At 45.4% G+C, this 16,106-nt stretch carries 9 protein-coding genes; 2 read left to right on the top strand and 7 right to left on the bottom strand.

Annotated elements, in window-relative coordinates; translation table 11 throughout:
- Positions 1–6 precede the first annotated feature (6 nt).
- Positions 7–2,760 (bottom strand): CHAT domain-containing protein, encoded by a 2,754-nt coding sequence (locus tag ACE1CM_RS40830; RefSeq protein ID WP_374884859.1) that lies wholly within the window; start codon positions 2,758–2,760, stop codon positions 7–9.
- Positions 2,750–5,857 (bottom strand): filamentous hemagglutinin N-terminal domain-containing protein, encoded by a 3,108-nt coding sequence (locus ACE1CM_RS40825; protein ID WP_374884858.1) that lies wholly within the window; start codon positions 5,855–5,857, stop codon positions 2,750–2,752. Before ACE1CM_RS40825 ends, ACE1CM_RS40830 begins: the two co-directional genes overlap by 11 nt.
- Positions 5,858–6,022: 165 nt before the next feature.
- Here ACE1CM_RS40825 and ACE1CM_RS40820 point away from each other — a divergent pair, with 165 nt between their 5' ends.
- Positions 6,023–6,250 (top strand): hypothetical protein, encoded by a 228-nt coding sequence (locus tag ACE1CM_RS40820; RefSeq protein ID WP_374884857.1) that lies wholly within the window; start codon positions 6,023–6,025, stop codon positions 6,248–6,250.
- 318 nt (positions 6,251–6,568) lie between these two features.
- Here the strand turns inward: ACE1CM_RS40820 and ACE1CM_RS40815 are convergent, their stop codons facing one another.
- From ACE1CM_RS40815 to ACE1CM_RS40795, 5 genes are all read right to left on the bottom strand, one after another.
- Positions 6,569–7,417: a hypothetical protein gene (locus tag ACE1CM_RS40815; protein ID WP_374884855.1), complete on the bottom strand. Its 849-nt coding sequence runs from the start codon at positions 7,415–7,417 to the stop codon at positions 6,569–6,571.
- Complete coding sequence (locus tag ACE1CM_RS40810) at positions 7,410–9,887, bottom strand: CHASE2 domain-containing protein (RefSeq protein WP_374884853.1); 2,478 nt, start codon at positions 9,885–9,887, stop codon at positions 7,410–7,412. The genes ACE1CM_RS40815 and ACE1CM_RS40810 overlap by 8 nt, the downstream gene beginning before the upstream one ends.
- Before the next feature lie 253 nt (positions 9,888–10,140).
- Positions 10,141–11,526, bottom strand: coding sequence for a DUF1822 family protein (locus ACE1CM_RS40805; RefSeq protein WP_374884851.1), 1,386 nt, complete (start codon positions 11,524–11,526; stop codon positions 10,141–10,143).
- A 39-nt stretch (positions 11,527–11,565) separates the two neighbouring features.
- On the bottom strand, positions 11,566–13,209 hold the full coding sequence (locus ACE1CM_RS40800; protein ID WP_374884850.1) for a hypothetical protein: 1,644 nt from the start codon (positions 13,207–13,209) through the stop codon (positions 11,566–11,568).
- Between the two features lie 511 nt (positions 13,210–13,720).
- Entirely contained in the window at positions 13,721–14,401 is a 681-nt protein-coding gene (locus tag ACE1CM_RS40795) for an HpsJ family protein (protein ID WP_374884849.1), read from the bottom strand.
- A gap of 110 nt (positions 14,402–14,511) precedes the next feature.
- Between ACE1CM_RS40795 and ACE1CM_RS40790 the strand changes: the two genes are divergently transcribed.
- A complete protein-coding gene (locus ACE1CM_RS40790; RefSeq protein WP_374884848.1) occupies positions 14,512–15,900 on the top strand; it encodes a CHAT domain-containing protein in 1,389 nt (462 codons plus the stop codon).
- The last annotated feature ends 206 nt before the right edge of the window (positions 15,901–16,106 follow it).

Below are 16,106 nucleotides of genomic sequence, written 5' to 3'. Positions count from 1 at the left end.
TTTTATCTATTGCCAATTTCCGACTAAAACAAAGGGTGACCAATAATAGGGAAGTTGATATTCGCTATTCTTTAAAAGATACACTTGAGCGCGACGCAATGCTTCGGCTTTTGCTATATCTTTATTCTCGGTTAGTTCTTTGTAAAATTGACCTATGAGTATAGAGGTAGACTTATCGCTTACTTGCCACAGCGTCGCCAGGGTACTGCGCGCCCCTGCCCTTACTGCTACCCCCGCGAGTCCTAATGCTGCTTGGTTGTCTCCTTGGGCGGTTTCGCAAGCACTGAGGACGAGTAATTCTATCGGTTGACGCCTGCCTAATTCACCCGTCCGCAAAACTCGATCTATTTGTTTGACGTTGACTCTTCCATCCCAAGTCAAAATAAATGTTTCTTCTGCTTTTGAACTAAAATTACCGTGAGTGGCGATATGTACGACGGGGAAAGGAGATGCTTCTATATTGGTTTGGATGGCTTGGCTGGTAAATGTAGTATTAAGCAGTTCTTGACTGGGAATTTTTGCCTGAATTAGCCTTAGTTCAGATTCCACATTCGGTAAGGGTTTAAAGTTTTCCCTTGCTTCGGATAAACCTGCTGCTAAAGCTGTTAATCTTACTTCTGTTAATGGTTGGGGTTTGAGTAACTGCAATCCAGGGGTGAGGGCGATACTATACTGTTCGATTAAATATTGGTTCCCGTCGTTGAGAACTGCCATTGGAATATTCCGCAGCAATCCATCTAAGACGAATACTAGGGTTTTAACCCGACTATTTTTCAGTTCTGTTTCGGCAGGACGGATCAACCAATCGTACAATTGTCGAGAATAAGTCAGAATATCTGGATCTTGACTGTTTCTGGAGTCGGCGAGCAATTTCTGTAAAATGTTTAAGGTTGTTTCTACTTCTTTTTGCGGTATATTCTTTGCTGTCGTGTATTGGCGCAAGGGTTTTCCCGGTAAGCTCAAAATTATTTCGATGCGATTTTCTAATATAATCGGATACAGGACGGCTGCTGTTGCATCTACTTTATCAATTTGTACTTCCTGAGTTGTTAAACAAGCGTCTCGGAAAAAGTTATCCAGTTCTGCTAGTTGTAAAGCTTCGATTACTTTTCTCGCTTGTTCTAAATTTTTTTGGGCTATTTCTCCTTGTTCTGTTGCGTTTTTCTGCAACAATAAATCTACGTACTGCCGATAAATCGGTTCGACGCTATCTCTAAAGGTAAACTGGACTTCTGGGTTACTTGCTACTAAGTCGCTGCGGAGAGATTGTAGGGTTTTGAAGGATTCTGCGTAATACTCTAGCGCATCTTTTTTATTTTCCTGTGCTTTCAGCAGTCTGCCGATTTGCCATTCCCACCGATAGGAAATATCTGCTGCTTTTATCGCCTGAGATAAGTTTAGTGCAGCGCGACTCAAGTCTGTTGCTTTATTATATTGTCGGTTTTGTTCGTAAACTGTTCCTAATGTTCCCAATGCATAAGATTCTGCCCGCGCATCTTTGATATTTTCTGCTTGCTGGACAGCACTCTCTAATAATTGAGCAATTTCTTGGTCGTTGGCGATTGATAAATTACCCTTTGCTTTCCTCAAACTTTGTGCTAGGTTAATTCGATCGTAAATCGACCGGCGACTGGCGGGTAGTTGTTCAATCTCTGCTTCGATGTTGCGCCAGTTAGTAATTTTATCTCGCAGTTCTGACTGGATTTCTGATATAACTTCCCTGACTATATTTCCCTCTCTGCTTTCTAGTAACCACTGTTCTGCTTCTAATAATAAGCTCAGTTGATTTAGTTGTGCTTGTAGTTTGGTTGTTGGTGCGCCAATGCTGATAACTCGATCGTAATTTTCCCTAGCAGCTTTGATTTGTTCGTAATACTGGGCAGCATTTTTCTTATTTGCTGCTAAGGCGCGGTTTGTGTTTCCCAAACTCAACTGGTTTTCTGCTATTTCTTGGTTAATTTGCAATCTTTGGGCTATTTCTAAACTTTGCTGTAAAATTTGTTTTGATTTTTCTAAGCTATCTATTTTTTCATCTATTTCTAAACTCTTCTGCCAATCTTGCCACAATGAAATCCAGTATCTATCTACCTCGCTTGGTTCCCCAACTACGCGCAAGATATCCCCCAATTTTCGCAATAACGAGACTTTGACAATTGATTCTTTTTCTGCTAATAAAATTTTGCCATTTTCGATTAATGTCCGCCAAGCTTGATTGTAATTTCCTAAACTTTGTAATGCTTGTGCTTGGTTAACTATAATCCGGATGGCGCCAGTTTCATCGCCTGCTTGTTTATATGTATCTGCGGCAGTTTTCCAGGTAGTTAAAGCTTGTTCTGTTTGTCCTAAAGTGAATTGCAGGCGACCTTGAATGTTGAGGGTTTGAGCTAGGATTTTTCTATGTTGGGTGCCCGATGGTGCGTTTTTGAGTAAGGTGAGACTGGAAGCGATCGCATCCGACGCTTTCTGCCATTCTCCCAGTTGCTGGTAAGTTAAAGATAAATTGCTCAATGCCATTGCTTGTCCCAATTTATCCCCAGAAGCTGCAAATGCATCCGCCGCCTGTTTCCAAACAGTTGCAGCTTCAGAAAACCTTCCCGTTTGGTATAAGTTTGTTGCCCTGGGAATGAGGGATTGGGAATTGGCAATCGGTAAGGAATGTTCTTGCCCAATGGCGCGGACGCCGATGGGGGTTATCAATCCCAACAGGGCAAATAACATTAATGCAAGTATCCGCTTAGCAAAATCACGTTTAGCGAACATGGCAATTAATAGGTATTATTTCAGGATTGTACGCCGCAGCGGTATGTGCCGCAACTAGAACAACTTGGCCTTGTTCGTTAATTATCCACCCTGTTGCTTCTACTATTTCATTGGGATCGCTCGCCAGGGCGGGTTGATTGAGGTTATTTGTTTCTGGTGTCAGATTGCTGGTCAAACCCGCCCCTACAGATGCGCTATTGCTATCGACGGTAACCAAATCTACCAGTACGTTTTCTCCACCCAAGGGTTGGTCGGGACTTGCTGGAATGCCTCCGCGTCCGGTAACTACAAAGCTGCTGCCTTGTCGCGCTGCGGCGCAGGGATCGGCGATTAAATTGGTAGCATCTACTACTTCGATTTGGGGAATGTTGGGATTAGAAGGTTGAATATCGCCTTCGATGTTTAATTGTCCGCTGGCGTTGATGAGACTATCGGCGGATTGGAAAACTGCTAAACCTAAATCGTTTCGAGGTTTGATATCGATATTACTTCCCCCTTGCGGATCGTTGGCGCTGGTGATGATGCTGCTTGCTTCTAATAAAACTAAGCTTTGGGTATTGATATTGATACTGCCTTCTTTTGTCACGCCCGTCGGACTACCGGCGGCGGAAAATAGACTTTGACGGCGCAGTTGGATATCTTGCGATCGCACGGTAATATTCCCCCCATTCCCCGTTTCCGATGAAGCGTTAAGGTCGCTTTGGTTATCCAAACGCAAAGAGCGGGCTGTAATATTGATGCTGCCAGGATCTCCTGGATCTCGATTTAGTAAATCGCCCAAACCTGCCTGTTGCAACTGTGCTAGCTGTATGGGGGTGAGTTGTCGAACATCAACGCGAATACTACTAACATTAATGCGGGAGCGATCGCGGACGATTAACTGTCCGGTTTGAATCGTCACGTCTCCAGCTTTTCCACCATTTTCACTTCCAGCCCCTATACTACTGGGTTGTTGGCTGCCGCTCAACTCTACCAACTCTGAAGCGTTGATGGCGATCGTTCCGGCATTTCCTTCACTCGCGATGCTACCAGCAGCTACCGAAGATCCATTTTGAACAATCAACTGTTGAGCGTTAATGGCGATCGTTCCGCCATTGCCTCTACCAAAGGCAGTGCCAGCACTCATCTCTGTCCCATCTCGGACAATTAATTGCCCCGTGTTAATCCTGATGTTGCCTGCATCTCCATTACCCCTCGTGGTAATAGCAACCAAGCTAGTGTTAATCAGTTCCACCGACTCTGCCGCATCGATGGTAATATTTCCCGCATCCCCATTGCTGATAGTACTAGCACTAATCAGTCCCCCATCTCTGGCAATCAAACGCCCAGTTTGAATCGTGACGTTGCCTGCATTTCCCACGCCAGCGCTGGCAGCAAGCAAGAAACTGACGTTTTGCCGATTGGTTGAAGTGCCAATCAGTTCCACCGACTCTGCCGCGTCGATCGTAATATTTCCGGCATTGCCGTTGCCGAAAGTGCCAGCGAACACTCCTCCCCCATCTCGGACAATCAACCGCCTTGTGTTAATCCTGACGTTGCCTGCATTTCCAGCACCACTGGTGATAACCACCAAACTACTTTGACTTCCCCCATCGGTTGAAGTGCCAATCAGTTCTACTGACTCGCCTGCATTGACTGTAATATTTCCGGCATTACCATCCCTATCAGTAAAAGCACCTACTCTCGCTCCATTGCGGACAATTAACCTGCCGGTATTAATCGTCACGTTGCCTGCATCTCCAGTTCCAGAAGACCCAGCCGCGATCCCTCTGTAAGCGCCGCTCACCTCTACCGATTGCGTGGCATTGATGCTGACATCTCCCGCGTTACCTGCCCCGCCGCTAAAAGTTGTGACAACGCCTCCATCTCCGAGAATTAACTGTCCGGTGTCAATTGTGACATTGCCCGCATCTCCCGTTCCACCACCAACAGACCCAGCTGATATACCAGTATTGCCGCTCATCTCTACCGATTGAGTGGCATTGATGCTGACATCGCCCGCCCTACCTGCGCTCTGCGTGGCAGTTCCTACAGCAGCTCCGTTGCGGATGGTCAAGCGCCCCGTTTCGATCCTGACATTGCCTGCATTTCCAGTACCGGAAGTTACAGTGCTGATGCGGTTAGAAATAGCACCATTAGGTGAAATACCGTTGAGATCGATTGATTCGGTAGCTCTCACAGTCACGCCTCCCCCCGCTCCTGCTCCTTGGGTGTCAGCTTCGATGACTGCACTCCCGTCAAGGGTGAGTTTTCGGCTTTGTACCTGAATATTACCCCCGCTGTTGCCTGCGGTACTGACTGTAGTTGCTCTTTCTCGTCCTAATAGTTGGATATCTCGGAAGTTGGTAACGCCTTCATATCCCAAAACAAAACCACCAGGTGTTGGGGTGAAGCTAACGAAACTGTTATCGCCCACGCTGCCTAATTCAATACGTCCTTCAGGCGCTTGTAATATACTGCCGCCTTCCAATCGCAAATCGCCGCCGACTAGGGCTAAAGTTCTACGAGGATCGACATTTAAACTAACGGGATTTGGATTTAAATTTACATTGGTGGCGATCGCTCCCGCACCCACCCCAAATTGCAACCCAATCGGTACGTTAATCGTCAGCAAAGGTGGCGCTTGAGGATTGATAGCGCTAAATTCTATGCCATTGGCAAATTGAAAGCTGCTGGCAGTACTGGCTAAAAATGAACCTCGCACATCTAAACGCGCATTTGAACCGAAAACAATACCGTTAGGATTAATCAGAAATAGATTGGCATTTCCCAATACTCCCAAAGTCCCGGAAATTTCGGAGCGAGTGCTACCCGTAACGCGAGTTAATATATTTTCAATTCCAGTTGGATTGGCGAAATAAACTTGGCGTCCTTCGCCGATATTAAATTCACGGAAACTGTGGAAGAGGTTAGCGCCGCGGATGGCACCGCCTTCGATTTGGTCGCGCAATTGGTTAATTGGCGTGACAACGGTACTTTCTGTCCCTAGCGTGCCATCGGGGACGATTTGAGCGAGCGCTATTTTATGCCATGCGATCGCACTTCCCATCGCTAAAAATACCCCTATCCGCCCAGCCCAAAAATTCGATGCCACCATCCCAAAACCCCTAACTCCACACCAGAATCTAAGAATAACGCAGCCGCGATGATCGCAACTCCTTTCTTCCCCTAGCCCCTAAAAAACTGCATAAGTCCGCCAAATCCAGAAATATGTATTTTTGAGCGGGACAAGATCTTGCTCGCAGCTAATTGGGTTACTACTATGCAACTTCAAAAACTTGGTCTTAGTGCAGTTATCACCCTTCTCACCGCCGTTTCGATGCCGATTTACCAAGCCGAAGTGAAAGGAGAAATTCCAACAGATACAACCCTAGAAAAAACATCTATATCTTCTTTGATTAAACCTGTATGGGAGCATGACGTTACTTTGGCTAAACAAATCGAAAAAATGCTGAAAAATCCCGCTAATAATCATAGCAGCGATCGGTAAAAAACACAATAATAAAGCGGGTTGCAATAGGTTATATCATGTCCGGTCGATTACCCATAATTAGCAGCCGGGACACGGCAAGATCAAAGTTATCTGTTTGTCCGCGATATCTCTTTAGCCTTAGTCCCTACGCAACGACGAGGTGAGGTTTTTTTATTATGGGCAATTCAACGGACATCATATCAGTCCTGAATTTGATAGTAGGGGCACGGCAGCAAAAAACTTTGATCTGAAAGCCAAGTTAATTGCTGCCGTGCCCCTACCCCGTTTCCCCAATTAGCAATTAGCAATTAGCAATTAGCAATTAGCAATTAGCAATTACCGACAAAGGTAAGTGGTAATTTCTTGCCCCAGTTTATTGAGTTGATCCGAAGGATTTGGCACGGAATAAATCTCTTGCAAAGCATCAGCCCACATGCGTTTTTTGGCAAAGTAATTAGCCCGTTGTAAAGCTATTTCTTCGGCAGTAGCGCCTTGGGTTTGCAGTTGATTTAATTCGGCGGTGATGCGATCGCGTTCTTCTTTGGGCAAGATCCTAAAGAAGGTGTCCTTTGCACTTCCATCCGACCCATATAACCGCCATTCGTATCGCTGTCCCGCTTGCAGCGGTTCTCCGTCATAAACCGCCTTTGTATCGTTAGGTGTCAGGTTTTTACTCCACAACACTTCCTCGCTGCCAAGCAACTCAATTCGGATTGCGGCACCTTGCCAGATAAAGAGAGGACGATCGTGCCAGATGCCTTGGTTAGTCCCAGAGGGTGCGACCAGGCAAAAACTACTTGCTCTTCTTGTGGTGTTGGGCGTCTCTTCCCTTAACTGGTCCAAAATATCTTCGTACAAGTTGCCGCCGCCAGGAACGCCGGGACCCCTGGGATTCCGAGGCGGACGCGCTCCCCCGCCAGGAGTGCCGGGACCTCTTGGGTCGCGAGGCGGACGCGCTTGTCCCCCTTCAGGAATGTCGCTGGACTCTGAGCGTTGTTTGGTCAAGGATTGCTGCGCCAGGGGTTGGTTTTGGGCGTTGGCAGTTGGAAATAGTAAATGCACCCCAGAGGCGATCTCTGCCACCGTAACAAGCAAAACCAAAAAAATCGGGTTTCTCACCCTTCTGGTAATAGAAACCCGGTGATTGCGTAGTAACTTAAACCGCAACCAATCGAATCTATCCATAATTCTTTCTCCTAATTAGCGCCGGTAGCGCATAACTCCAAACTATTGCTGAAGGTAAAAGGCAAGGGAATAAGATGGCGCTAGAAATATAAACTTGCAAACTCACCAGTCCATATCCGGCAGTAGCGATGCCCAGCACAATTATCCTCCCGCTTTCTCCCCTAAAAGGAGAAAAACTTTTCCGCATATGGCGACGACGATTTGGCGGCAAAAGTGCCAAAACCGCTACTTTTCCCAAGAATGCTGCCAAGGGGACGATCCAAACATCGGGGATGGGTATGACCAGCCGCCCGGTGACGAAATGATGCACCATATATGCATGGGCTTCTCCCCCTGTAAAGATGCGACTATTGTCAAAAGATCCGGGTTGATTGCGCCAATAAGCGATCGCACCCGGTGGGGGAAAATTGTCCTCGCCTTCTTTAGATACTCCTGCCTCTAAATATCCTCCCGGTACGAGCATTACAGCTTGCTTTCCCACGTGGCGCAGTTGGGGTGCATCGCCTTTAGCCCGCAACAGTTGCCACGCGGGGAGGCGGTGGTAAACTTGGTCGGGGGGAATGGAAAAATCCATTATCGGGTGCAACCAAGTTTGCCCGATTTGATAAGAAAAGGCGGTAATTGGCTGAAGTTGCGAGGCGGGTGAAAATAAACTCGTATAGCTTTGTTTCTGCTTATTTTGGATATGGGTTTTTACTTGAGATAAGAAATCTTTTTGGCTTTTCAATTGCGGGTGCAGCGGGGCATGGGGCGATTCAAAGTTCTCTTTATAAGCGAGTGCGATCGCATAAGAAAATGGCAAGCTTTCTACGTCGTAATGCTCGCCTGGTCCTAGTTTCATATATCCCATAACGAAGCGCATATCGCCGTACAAGCTCCAATTTGGACTAGCAATTTCAGGTCTAACTCGCAGCCATTGTCCGGAGTCGTCTTCTAGTTCTACAAACACAAACCAAGTGCCGAAATGTTGCTTTTGCACGGCATTTCGGAGCGACTTTGCTAGCTGCTTGTCGTTATTTTTTTGGGGGCGCGCCAGCAGAAAATCTATCCCAATGACTCTGGCATTTAACGCAGAAAGCCGCTCGATTAACCGGGCTATATAAGTGCGGGGCATCGGTCTGGGGTTGCCGATATTATCTTTTTCGAGCGATTCTTGATCGATGGGGACTAATAGGACGGGAGGTGGGCCGTTTTTGCCCGTTTGACCTGTGATATTGCGGTAGATTGCTTGCATTAAGACGCGCCGTTCTAATAAAAAGTCCTGCACCGGCAACTGCCAGCTAATTAATAGAAACATCACCAGCAGCAGCAATTCCTGTCTCGTCGGCAGCAACTGTTGCAGTTGTTGTTTAAAACCAAAGGGTTGCAGGCAAAATAATTTAGCGCCTGGGTGACAATATAACGAGGGAATTAGATAAGCAGAAGGATAGGTGAGTTTTTTTTCTAATTTGAGATACTGACAAGCTGCCAGCATCGATTCCTGTACGTCTTTGTATTCAGTTAAGCTTTGTAAGAACCGCACGAGAAATTCTGCGGCGACTTTGTTGTGAACGGGTTCGCGCATAATTGCGACAGAACTTAACCCCAAGTCAATTAATGCGTTGGCGATGGTGAGTCCGCTACAGGAATTGAAGATGGCAAATTGAAGTCCGCGTTCTTTGGCTTTGGTAATATAGGGGGAAATTTCGCTAATTAACATCGATGTATTGGGTGCAATCGCTAACTGTCCCCCCGTTATAGATGTTTCGTTGCTGTGTCCGGCAAAAAATAAGATATCCCAGCCTTTTTCGTCGGCGATCGCATCGCAAATTCGCTGTTTTAATTTGCCAATATCTTGTTCGCTTTGCCATCCGACAAATTCAACTTCGGCAATGGGAGAAAGCGATCGCACCGCCTGCCGATCTGCCTGAAAATTCAACCCCGTTTCGTCTCCCAAAATGGCTAAAACTCTAGCTTTGCGGCGACGCAGCTGCTGTTCTTCATCCGCTTCTACCCGAATATTCTGCGGCGTGCGAATAATGCGGATATTGCCAGCATTGGCAAAGTCGCTAATTTCCCATGCTTCCCAAGGAAAGCGTTCTAATTCTAAAGGACTGCAAGTGAGGAAAACATTTACTGGCGGGGATGAAGCATCTATTTTATTAGCAGCTGCGGATGCAATCCCACGACGAACTTCAAACAAATCTCCACTCCGCAACCAACGATGAAACTCGTACAGCAGCTTCGCTTCAGCTTGCACCAGTTTGGCGTGCCAGTCTACCGGCGGTGGGGGTGCGTTCAAACTGCCACTCGCTTGTACGCGCCCCCGCAATGCGGTTGTATAGAAACTGAGATAGATTTGCTGCCAATCTTGGTACAGTTTCGTCAGTATTTCTGGATAGTTCAACTTCTCCACCAGTTGCTGTCCAACTCCCCAGGACAACTCAAATCTGCAAGTTTGATCGATTAGTTCAACTTTTAGATGGAACATAGTGGGTAATTGCTAATGGCTAATGGCTAATGGCTAATGGCTAATGGCTAATGGCTAATTGGTCATATTTTATCGGGTGGTTAATAATTGAGCGTACTGTAGGGGAGGGTTTTACGAGCAATATTTGAAATTCAGCGCCTGGTATAAATAAACCCGCCCCTACATTACGTTACGGATGCAGTGGCAATCGATTATCTTTTACATTCTCCCACCTCTCCCATTAGCAATTAGCCAGCAATTAGCAATTACCAAATTATGGACGAAACGCAAAAGGCGGCAATGTTAGTGTCGTACCATTGGGTAAGGTAATAGTTGCTAAAAACTTCTCATCCCACCGACCTGCTATGAGAACATAAAGATAAGTATCCATGCTATTTCTATTTAAAATTCGTTGTACTAAAACCCCTGACTGATCGCTAACGCGCAGTCTGATCCCGTGGGGTAATGCACTATCGGGTGTTGGACCTAATACTAGCAATAGCGTCCACTCTGGAGTATCTTCTGGAGATAAGAAAGGCCATGTCAGGGCATAAAGTCGCGCTTGAATATCCGCGAGTCCGATATCTTGATAAGCGCCCCTTGCCGTAGTGGGAATTTCCATGCCGGTTTGGGCAAGTTGCCTGATAATTTCCTCGAATTCTGCTGTGGGTAATACAGCTTCAAGACTTTGCGTCGATCGCATGGATACGGTAGCAGGAACAAAGGTAGGAGGCATTAGCACCCATGAAATTCCTTGCGCCAATTCATCGATTTGATCTTGTAACCAACGCGCTACATTGACCGTTCTTTGAGTCAGCAAGTTTAACAAATCTGACAAATAATTTCTCAGTTCGTTTTTGGTTTCTGATGCCTCGTCGCCGATTGCTTCTATTTGCAGTTGATACACCCATTCGAGTAATTCCGGATTGGTTAATACGGCTGCCCCTTGTTGCCAATTTAAGACTTGCCACAATGCTGTTTCCCTCGATTGCAATAAAGGTAAAAGGGTTTCCAGTTCCGCTTGCACTGTCGATAATGCAGTAACGCGATCGCTGGCAATTTCCGGCAATAAAATGGCACCAGGTTCTAAGCAGCGCAAGTAGAGCAATAAACGATCTATCTCGCTGTCAAACCAAGCCAAAGGCACGCTATATGTCCAATCTGAGTTGGGTTGTAAATTCAAGGAATCGCACTGGGAATTTAAGCGATCGCGTCGCAAAAATCCTCTAATGATTGCCTGTTCAAATTCTTCCTGAATCTCGATTAATACGTAAAAATGCGCCGCAAATTCTGGTAAATCGATCGCAGGTTGTGGTATAATAACTTCCTCATCGTAAAAGCTGCCAGTCGCAATTAAACAAAGTTTAAACGACCCTACGTTTAAATTAGCAACGGCTGGAAAGACATTGGCATATTGAGGTTGCAAAACCGTAGATTTGGCTGATTCTAAAGGAATATCTGATGCTCTTTCATCTAACCATTGTTCAAAACCAAACAGAGCCAAAGCATTGAGATAAGTTTGCCATTGTTGGGATTCATTAGGAATTGCACTGCTGATTTGGATCGCGCGTTCAATGTTAGCGGATTCGAGAGCGATCGCTTCAACGGGAAAAGCTTCAAAGTCGAAATCGAGGGCGGCTAAATTTGAGTAATACGTCATGACCTTGCTCCTGGCTGTTTCAAAATCAAAAATCAAAAATCAAAAATCAAAAATTCCTTTGAGTTGTTTGCATAGTCTCTGGGCAAATCGACTTTTTGCAGAACGGTTGGGGTTGCTGGCTTCATCTGTTGCGTCTTGGATAACTTCAGAAATTCTTTCATCGAGGGCGAGTTCAACTTGAGAATCTAGAGATTGGAGGCGTTCCGGATCGACATAAATTTTAGCTTGATTGAGAATGCGATCGCGCAGGGATTCTAACATTTTCTGTCTGACATCCGCGCGAAACTCTTTGAGTTTAAGCAGGCGGGTGACTTGATATTGTGCTTGAAATCCGATCGCCAATGCAATTTCGCCCATTGCTTTGGCCTGACAGTGAAATAAGTGCAAAGCTTGGAGGAATTGGCGGTCTGTTGGGGGTTTTTTGCGTTGTAGATTAGCGATGCGATCCCTTACTACTTTATGCAACGCCAAATCCAAACATTCGAGAAACGAAGCTTGATAAAATTCTAAAAACTCTTCTTGTTCGTTGCTTTCCTCATTGTCCGACTTCGGCGACGGATTGTTCTCCGCTTGGCGTCGAATTTCAGGATCGTCGATAGAATCTGTTTGCGGCGTTCCTCGCCGGACAGAAATGCGATATTGGCGCAATTTCCCCGCCATATCTTGCAGTCGCGTCAAGATATCTTCAGTGGATAAATCGAGAATAGCCTGGTTTTCTTGACTCAGTTTAGCAACCAGAGATTGAGCAATTTGCTCTAGTTGTTTATCTGTAGGAGGCTGACATTTACCACCCCCACCACTTTGACGCAATTTAAGTCTGTCCCGTCGATAAACCAAGTGATAGCTTTCCAATAAGATGCAAGCTTGTTGAATTTCGAGAGGTGTAGAGTGATGAAACTCAGAGAAAATGCGCTGCACTTGTTTCGGAGTCGTGTCGTTAAGGATAGCCCAATCGCTCACCAAATAAACACCCCGTTCCAACAAAAAAGCATTCAGTTCTGGATGGTGCTTCGTTAACTGAGTTGCCCAAGTAGATAGATTACCTCGTTCCGGATTAAACGTCTGCAAAATTTCAGTAGCAAGCGATTTATAAGCACCCTGCCTCAAACTACCACGCTGGTGAAGTACAGCGACATCCACATCATCTAAGACAAAAGAAAATAGATCGTAGCGAGTGAACCCATGTTCCCTGCCAAATTGCTCTTCCAATTGAATGCAAACTTGCTCAATTTGGTTAGAAATAAAGCAGCGCAAACAACCTTCAGCCAAAACGCAAAGATGGGTATCATTATGCAGCAAATCCAGCAGTCGGCGTTGGATAAACGCATCCTGCACTTCTCCCCCACCTGCGAATTCGGCAAATTCCTGCCCGAAAAAAGCTGCCAGGGAGTCAATCGCTTCGACTTTGCAACCGCCTGTGGCATCAATTGTCACCAGTCTCCAGTATCTCGATGCTACACCCATGACTGTTTCACCTCTCTTGGTAGGGACATGCTGTAACGCTATACAGGACTTACGCCAGGGCGTTGCCAGAAACCCGGTTTCAGAGTCAATCTCTGGGGACGAAACCAACGATTTTTCATAGAAACCGGATTTCTTGGCGTAAGTCCTAGCTATATCTACACTACTGGCAGACATACTCGTTAAAGTGCTATCCCACGCCAACATCCTCAATTTTGTCACCTCCTTTTGACTCCCTTGTGCAAGCGACGGTCTTCTCCCCTATCTTTATATATTTCTGCCGTCTATCGACTTATGCAGTTAGGACTTATATCATGTCCGGTTCTTCACCCATATTTTGCAATCACGCTAAGGACACTGTGACACGGTGACGGGTCGAGATTTTTATTCAGGGTAATTAGGCGGACATCATAAGCTGCGGGAGCATTTAAATCCAATAAAGAGGCGGGCAATACGTCCCACCCCACAAGAAGAAGGGAAAATTTGACTCTCAAATTAGGTGCTCCCGCAGCTTATTAGATCCTGTCCGTTTGATTACCCATAGTTAGGACTGACGCTAAGGACGCACCAGACAGGGAGACGCTCTGAGTTTTAATGATGGGTGAAAAGCCTGACATGTTATTACGCACAACGAACCCAGAAACCGGGTTGCAAGCTGCGATCTTTTGACACAAACTTTGGTGTTTGCCTAGAAATCCCCCCGTCACCGCGTCACCCCGTCACCGCGTCCTCTTCAACGCGCCCAATTTGTTAGCTTCCACACGTAAATAAACAACACCCCAGAAATTAAAGCGCCTAAGTTCCACTTAACCGAATTTTTTACAAGACTAATTTTCTGATTCATGCGGGTCGTTTCTATTTGCGTCTGTAGTTGATTTTTAGCATTCGATATGTCTGATAAAACTCTGTTTCTCAGTTCTTGAGAGTTTTTTACCTCTGGTATGCGTCCTTGAAACTTAAAATTTCTTAAGGCATTATTGATTTCGGCATCTGATGTAGCGCTGCTCAGTCTATCGTTAATTTGTTGTAGTTGGTTTAAACCTTGGTTCAGTTGAGCGTTCAGTTGAAAGTTATTCAAATTATTAAGGCGCAATGTATTATTAATACCTAAAGGAATTATCAACAAAAATAAAATACCCAAACCTAAAGCCATCCAAGATAAAACTTTTAATACTATCTCTTCCAAATCTTTTCGGTAAGCGTCTTTTCCATAAAATACAAACGCCAATCCAATTAAAGGGACGGGCACTTTTTCTACCATTTCTCCCATCACCTGAAATTCCCAAACCGAATTAGTAAAGCGGGGCGGAGTAAAAATATTAATATAATCAAATAAGGATAGCAACAACAGCCCGTATCCGGCTAGACGAAAAAGCGCAACTGAACGCCATTCTACTTGGTTAAATTCATTCATTAATATAGCCTCCCAAAGGGATTTTAAACACATATTATAACAACAGACTCAAGAGTATGACCTCAGAGCGATCGCGGATCGTTTCCCATCGATTAGCATAGGGTTATATTATGGCAACGGGGGCAGCTATGAAATCCGTAGCGAGTAGCGTTAGCATGTTGCTGGCAGCATTGTACCTGGCGGGAAGTATCAGCGGTAAAGCGGTAGGGATATTGCCCAAAGACCAAGCTGTAGTTTTACCAGAAGCAGTTCACTCCGCCCCATTAGAAACCCCGCAAGAGCAACCGAATTTAAGTTCGATGGTGCCGCAAATCGAACAAACCTGGGAAAAGCAATTTGAAGATTATTTTAGGCGCAGTTTCCCCGAACGCTCAATCACAGTTAAGGACATTGCGGATACTTTGAACAGACTGGCGATTCAAACTAAAACAAAACCTGCACTTCTGTATGTAGTTCCACTTCAGCAACAACTAGAACTCGTATTAATTACACCTGGAAACCCGCCCATTCACAAGCGAGTTGCAGCAGCAAATCGTAAAGCTTTACTCGCACAAGCGAGAGAATTTAGCCTCACAGTCTCTGCCGCCACCCTGGAGGACGCCAGCAACTATTTGCCACCCGCACAGCAACTTTATCAATGGATGATCGCACCTGTGGAACGGGATTTGCAAGCGCAAGGGATAGATACGTTAATCTTTTGCATGGGTGTGGGATTGCGAACGCTACCTTTAGCAGCGTTGCACGATGGGCAAAAATTTCTGATCGAAAAGTATAGCATTACACGCATTCCCGCTTTTAAACTCACAGATACAATTTATACAGATCTGAAGAATTCCCCAGTTTTGGCGATGGGTGCGTCGGTATTTAAGGAACAAAATCCCTTACCTGCAGTGCCGGTGGAATTATCTGCGATCGCGCAAACTATCTGGCACGGAAGATTCTTCCTCAACCAAGAATTTACCGAGGATAATTTGCGAATTCAACGTCAGCAGCAACCGTTTAAAATTATCCATCTAGCCACTCACGCCGACTTCTTACCTGGAAAACCCAGGGATTCCTATATCCAATTTTGGGATAATAAACTAACCTTAGATAAAATAGGGCAATTGGGTTTAAACAATCCACCCGTAGAGCTTTTAGTTTTGAGTGCCTGTAAAACAGCAATTGGCAACGAAGAAGCAGAATTAGGATTTGCCGGGTTAGCAGTGCAAGCGGGAGTTAAATCAGCAGTAGCGAGTTTGTGGTACGTTTCCGACGAAGGAACATTAGCATTAATGACAGAATTTTATCGTCATTTGCAAACCGCGCCAATTAAAGCCGCAGCACTGCAAAAAGCGCAAATAGAAATGATAACTGGGCAACTTCCCATAGAAAACGGTCAATTGCAAAGTCATAATGGCAGGATATCATTACCGCCTGCCTTAGCAAAAAATCAGAACCAAAACTTATCCCATCCTTATTATTGGGCAGCGTTTACAGTTGTCGGGAGTCCTTGGTGAATTATTACCTGTGTTTCTTGCTGCCGACTCTAGTTACAGAGAAACCCGGTTTCTTGCTGCCGACTCTAGTTACATATAAACCCGCTTTATTGCTGAAAATTTTATTTTAAAATTCCCAACAATATTGCAAAAAAAAATGTTATTTATCACCGCTAAATCCGAGTCTTTTAATATTTTTACTTTGATTAAATAGCAAATAATTTGAT

It is taken from the genome of Microseira sp. BLCC-F43, assembly GCF_041929235.1.
Lineage (GTDB): Bacteria > Cyanobacteriota > Cyanobacteriia > Cyanobacteriales > Aerosakkonemataceae > Microseira.
Note: the sequence above shows the minus strand (reverse complement) of the source record. Positions and strands in the feature narration are given on the sequence as shown.

Coding starts and splice junctions, on each gene's coding strand:
- ACE1CM_RS40810 (WP_374884853.1), bottom strand. CDS start 9,887: ATGTTCCATCTAAAAGTTGAACTAATCGATCAAACTTGCAGATTTGAG.
- ACE1CM_RS40795 (WP_374884849.1), bottom strand. CDS start 14,401: ATGAATGAATTTAACCAAGTAGAATGGCGTTCAGTTGCGCTTTTTCGT.
- ACE1CM_RS40825 (WP_374884858.1), bottom strand. CDS start 5,857: ATGGTGGCATCGAATTTTTGGGCTGGGCGGATAGGGGTATTTTTAGCG.
- ACE1CM_RS40790 (WP_374884848.1), top strand. CDS start 14,512: ATGGCAACGGGGGCAGCTATGAAATCCGTAGCGAGTAGCGTTAGCATG.
- ACE1CM_RS40805 (WP_374884851.1), bottom strand. CDS start 11,526: ATGACGTATTACTCAAATTTAGCCGCCCTCGATTTCGACTTTGAAGCT.
- ACE1CM_RS40830 (WP_374884859.1), bottom strand. CDS start 2,760: ATGTTCGCTAAACGTGATTTTGCTAAGCGGATACTTGCATTAATGTTA.
- ACE1CM_RS40815 (WP_374884855.1), bottom strand. CDS start 7,417: ATGGATAGATTCGATTGGTTGCGGTTTAAGTTACTACGCAATCACCGG.
- ACE1CM_RS40820 (WP_374884857.1), top strand. CDS start 6,023: ATGCAACTTCAAAAACTTGGTCTTAGTGCAGTTATCACCCTTCTCACC.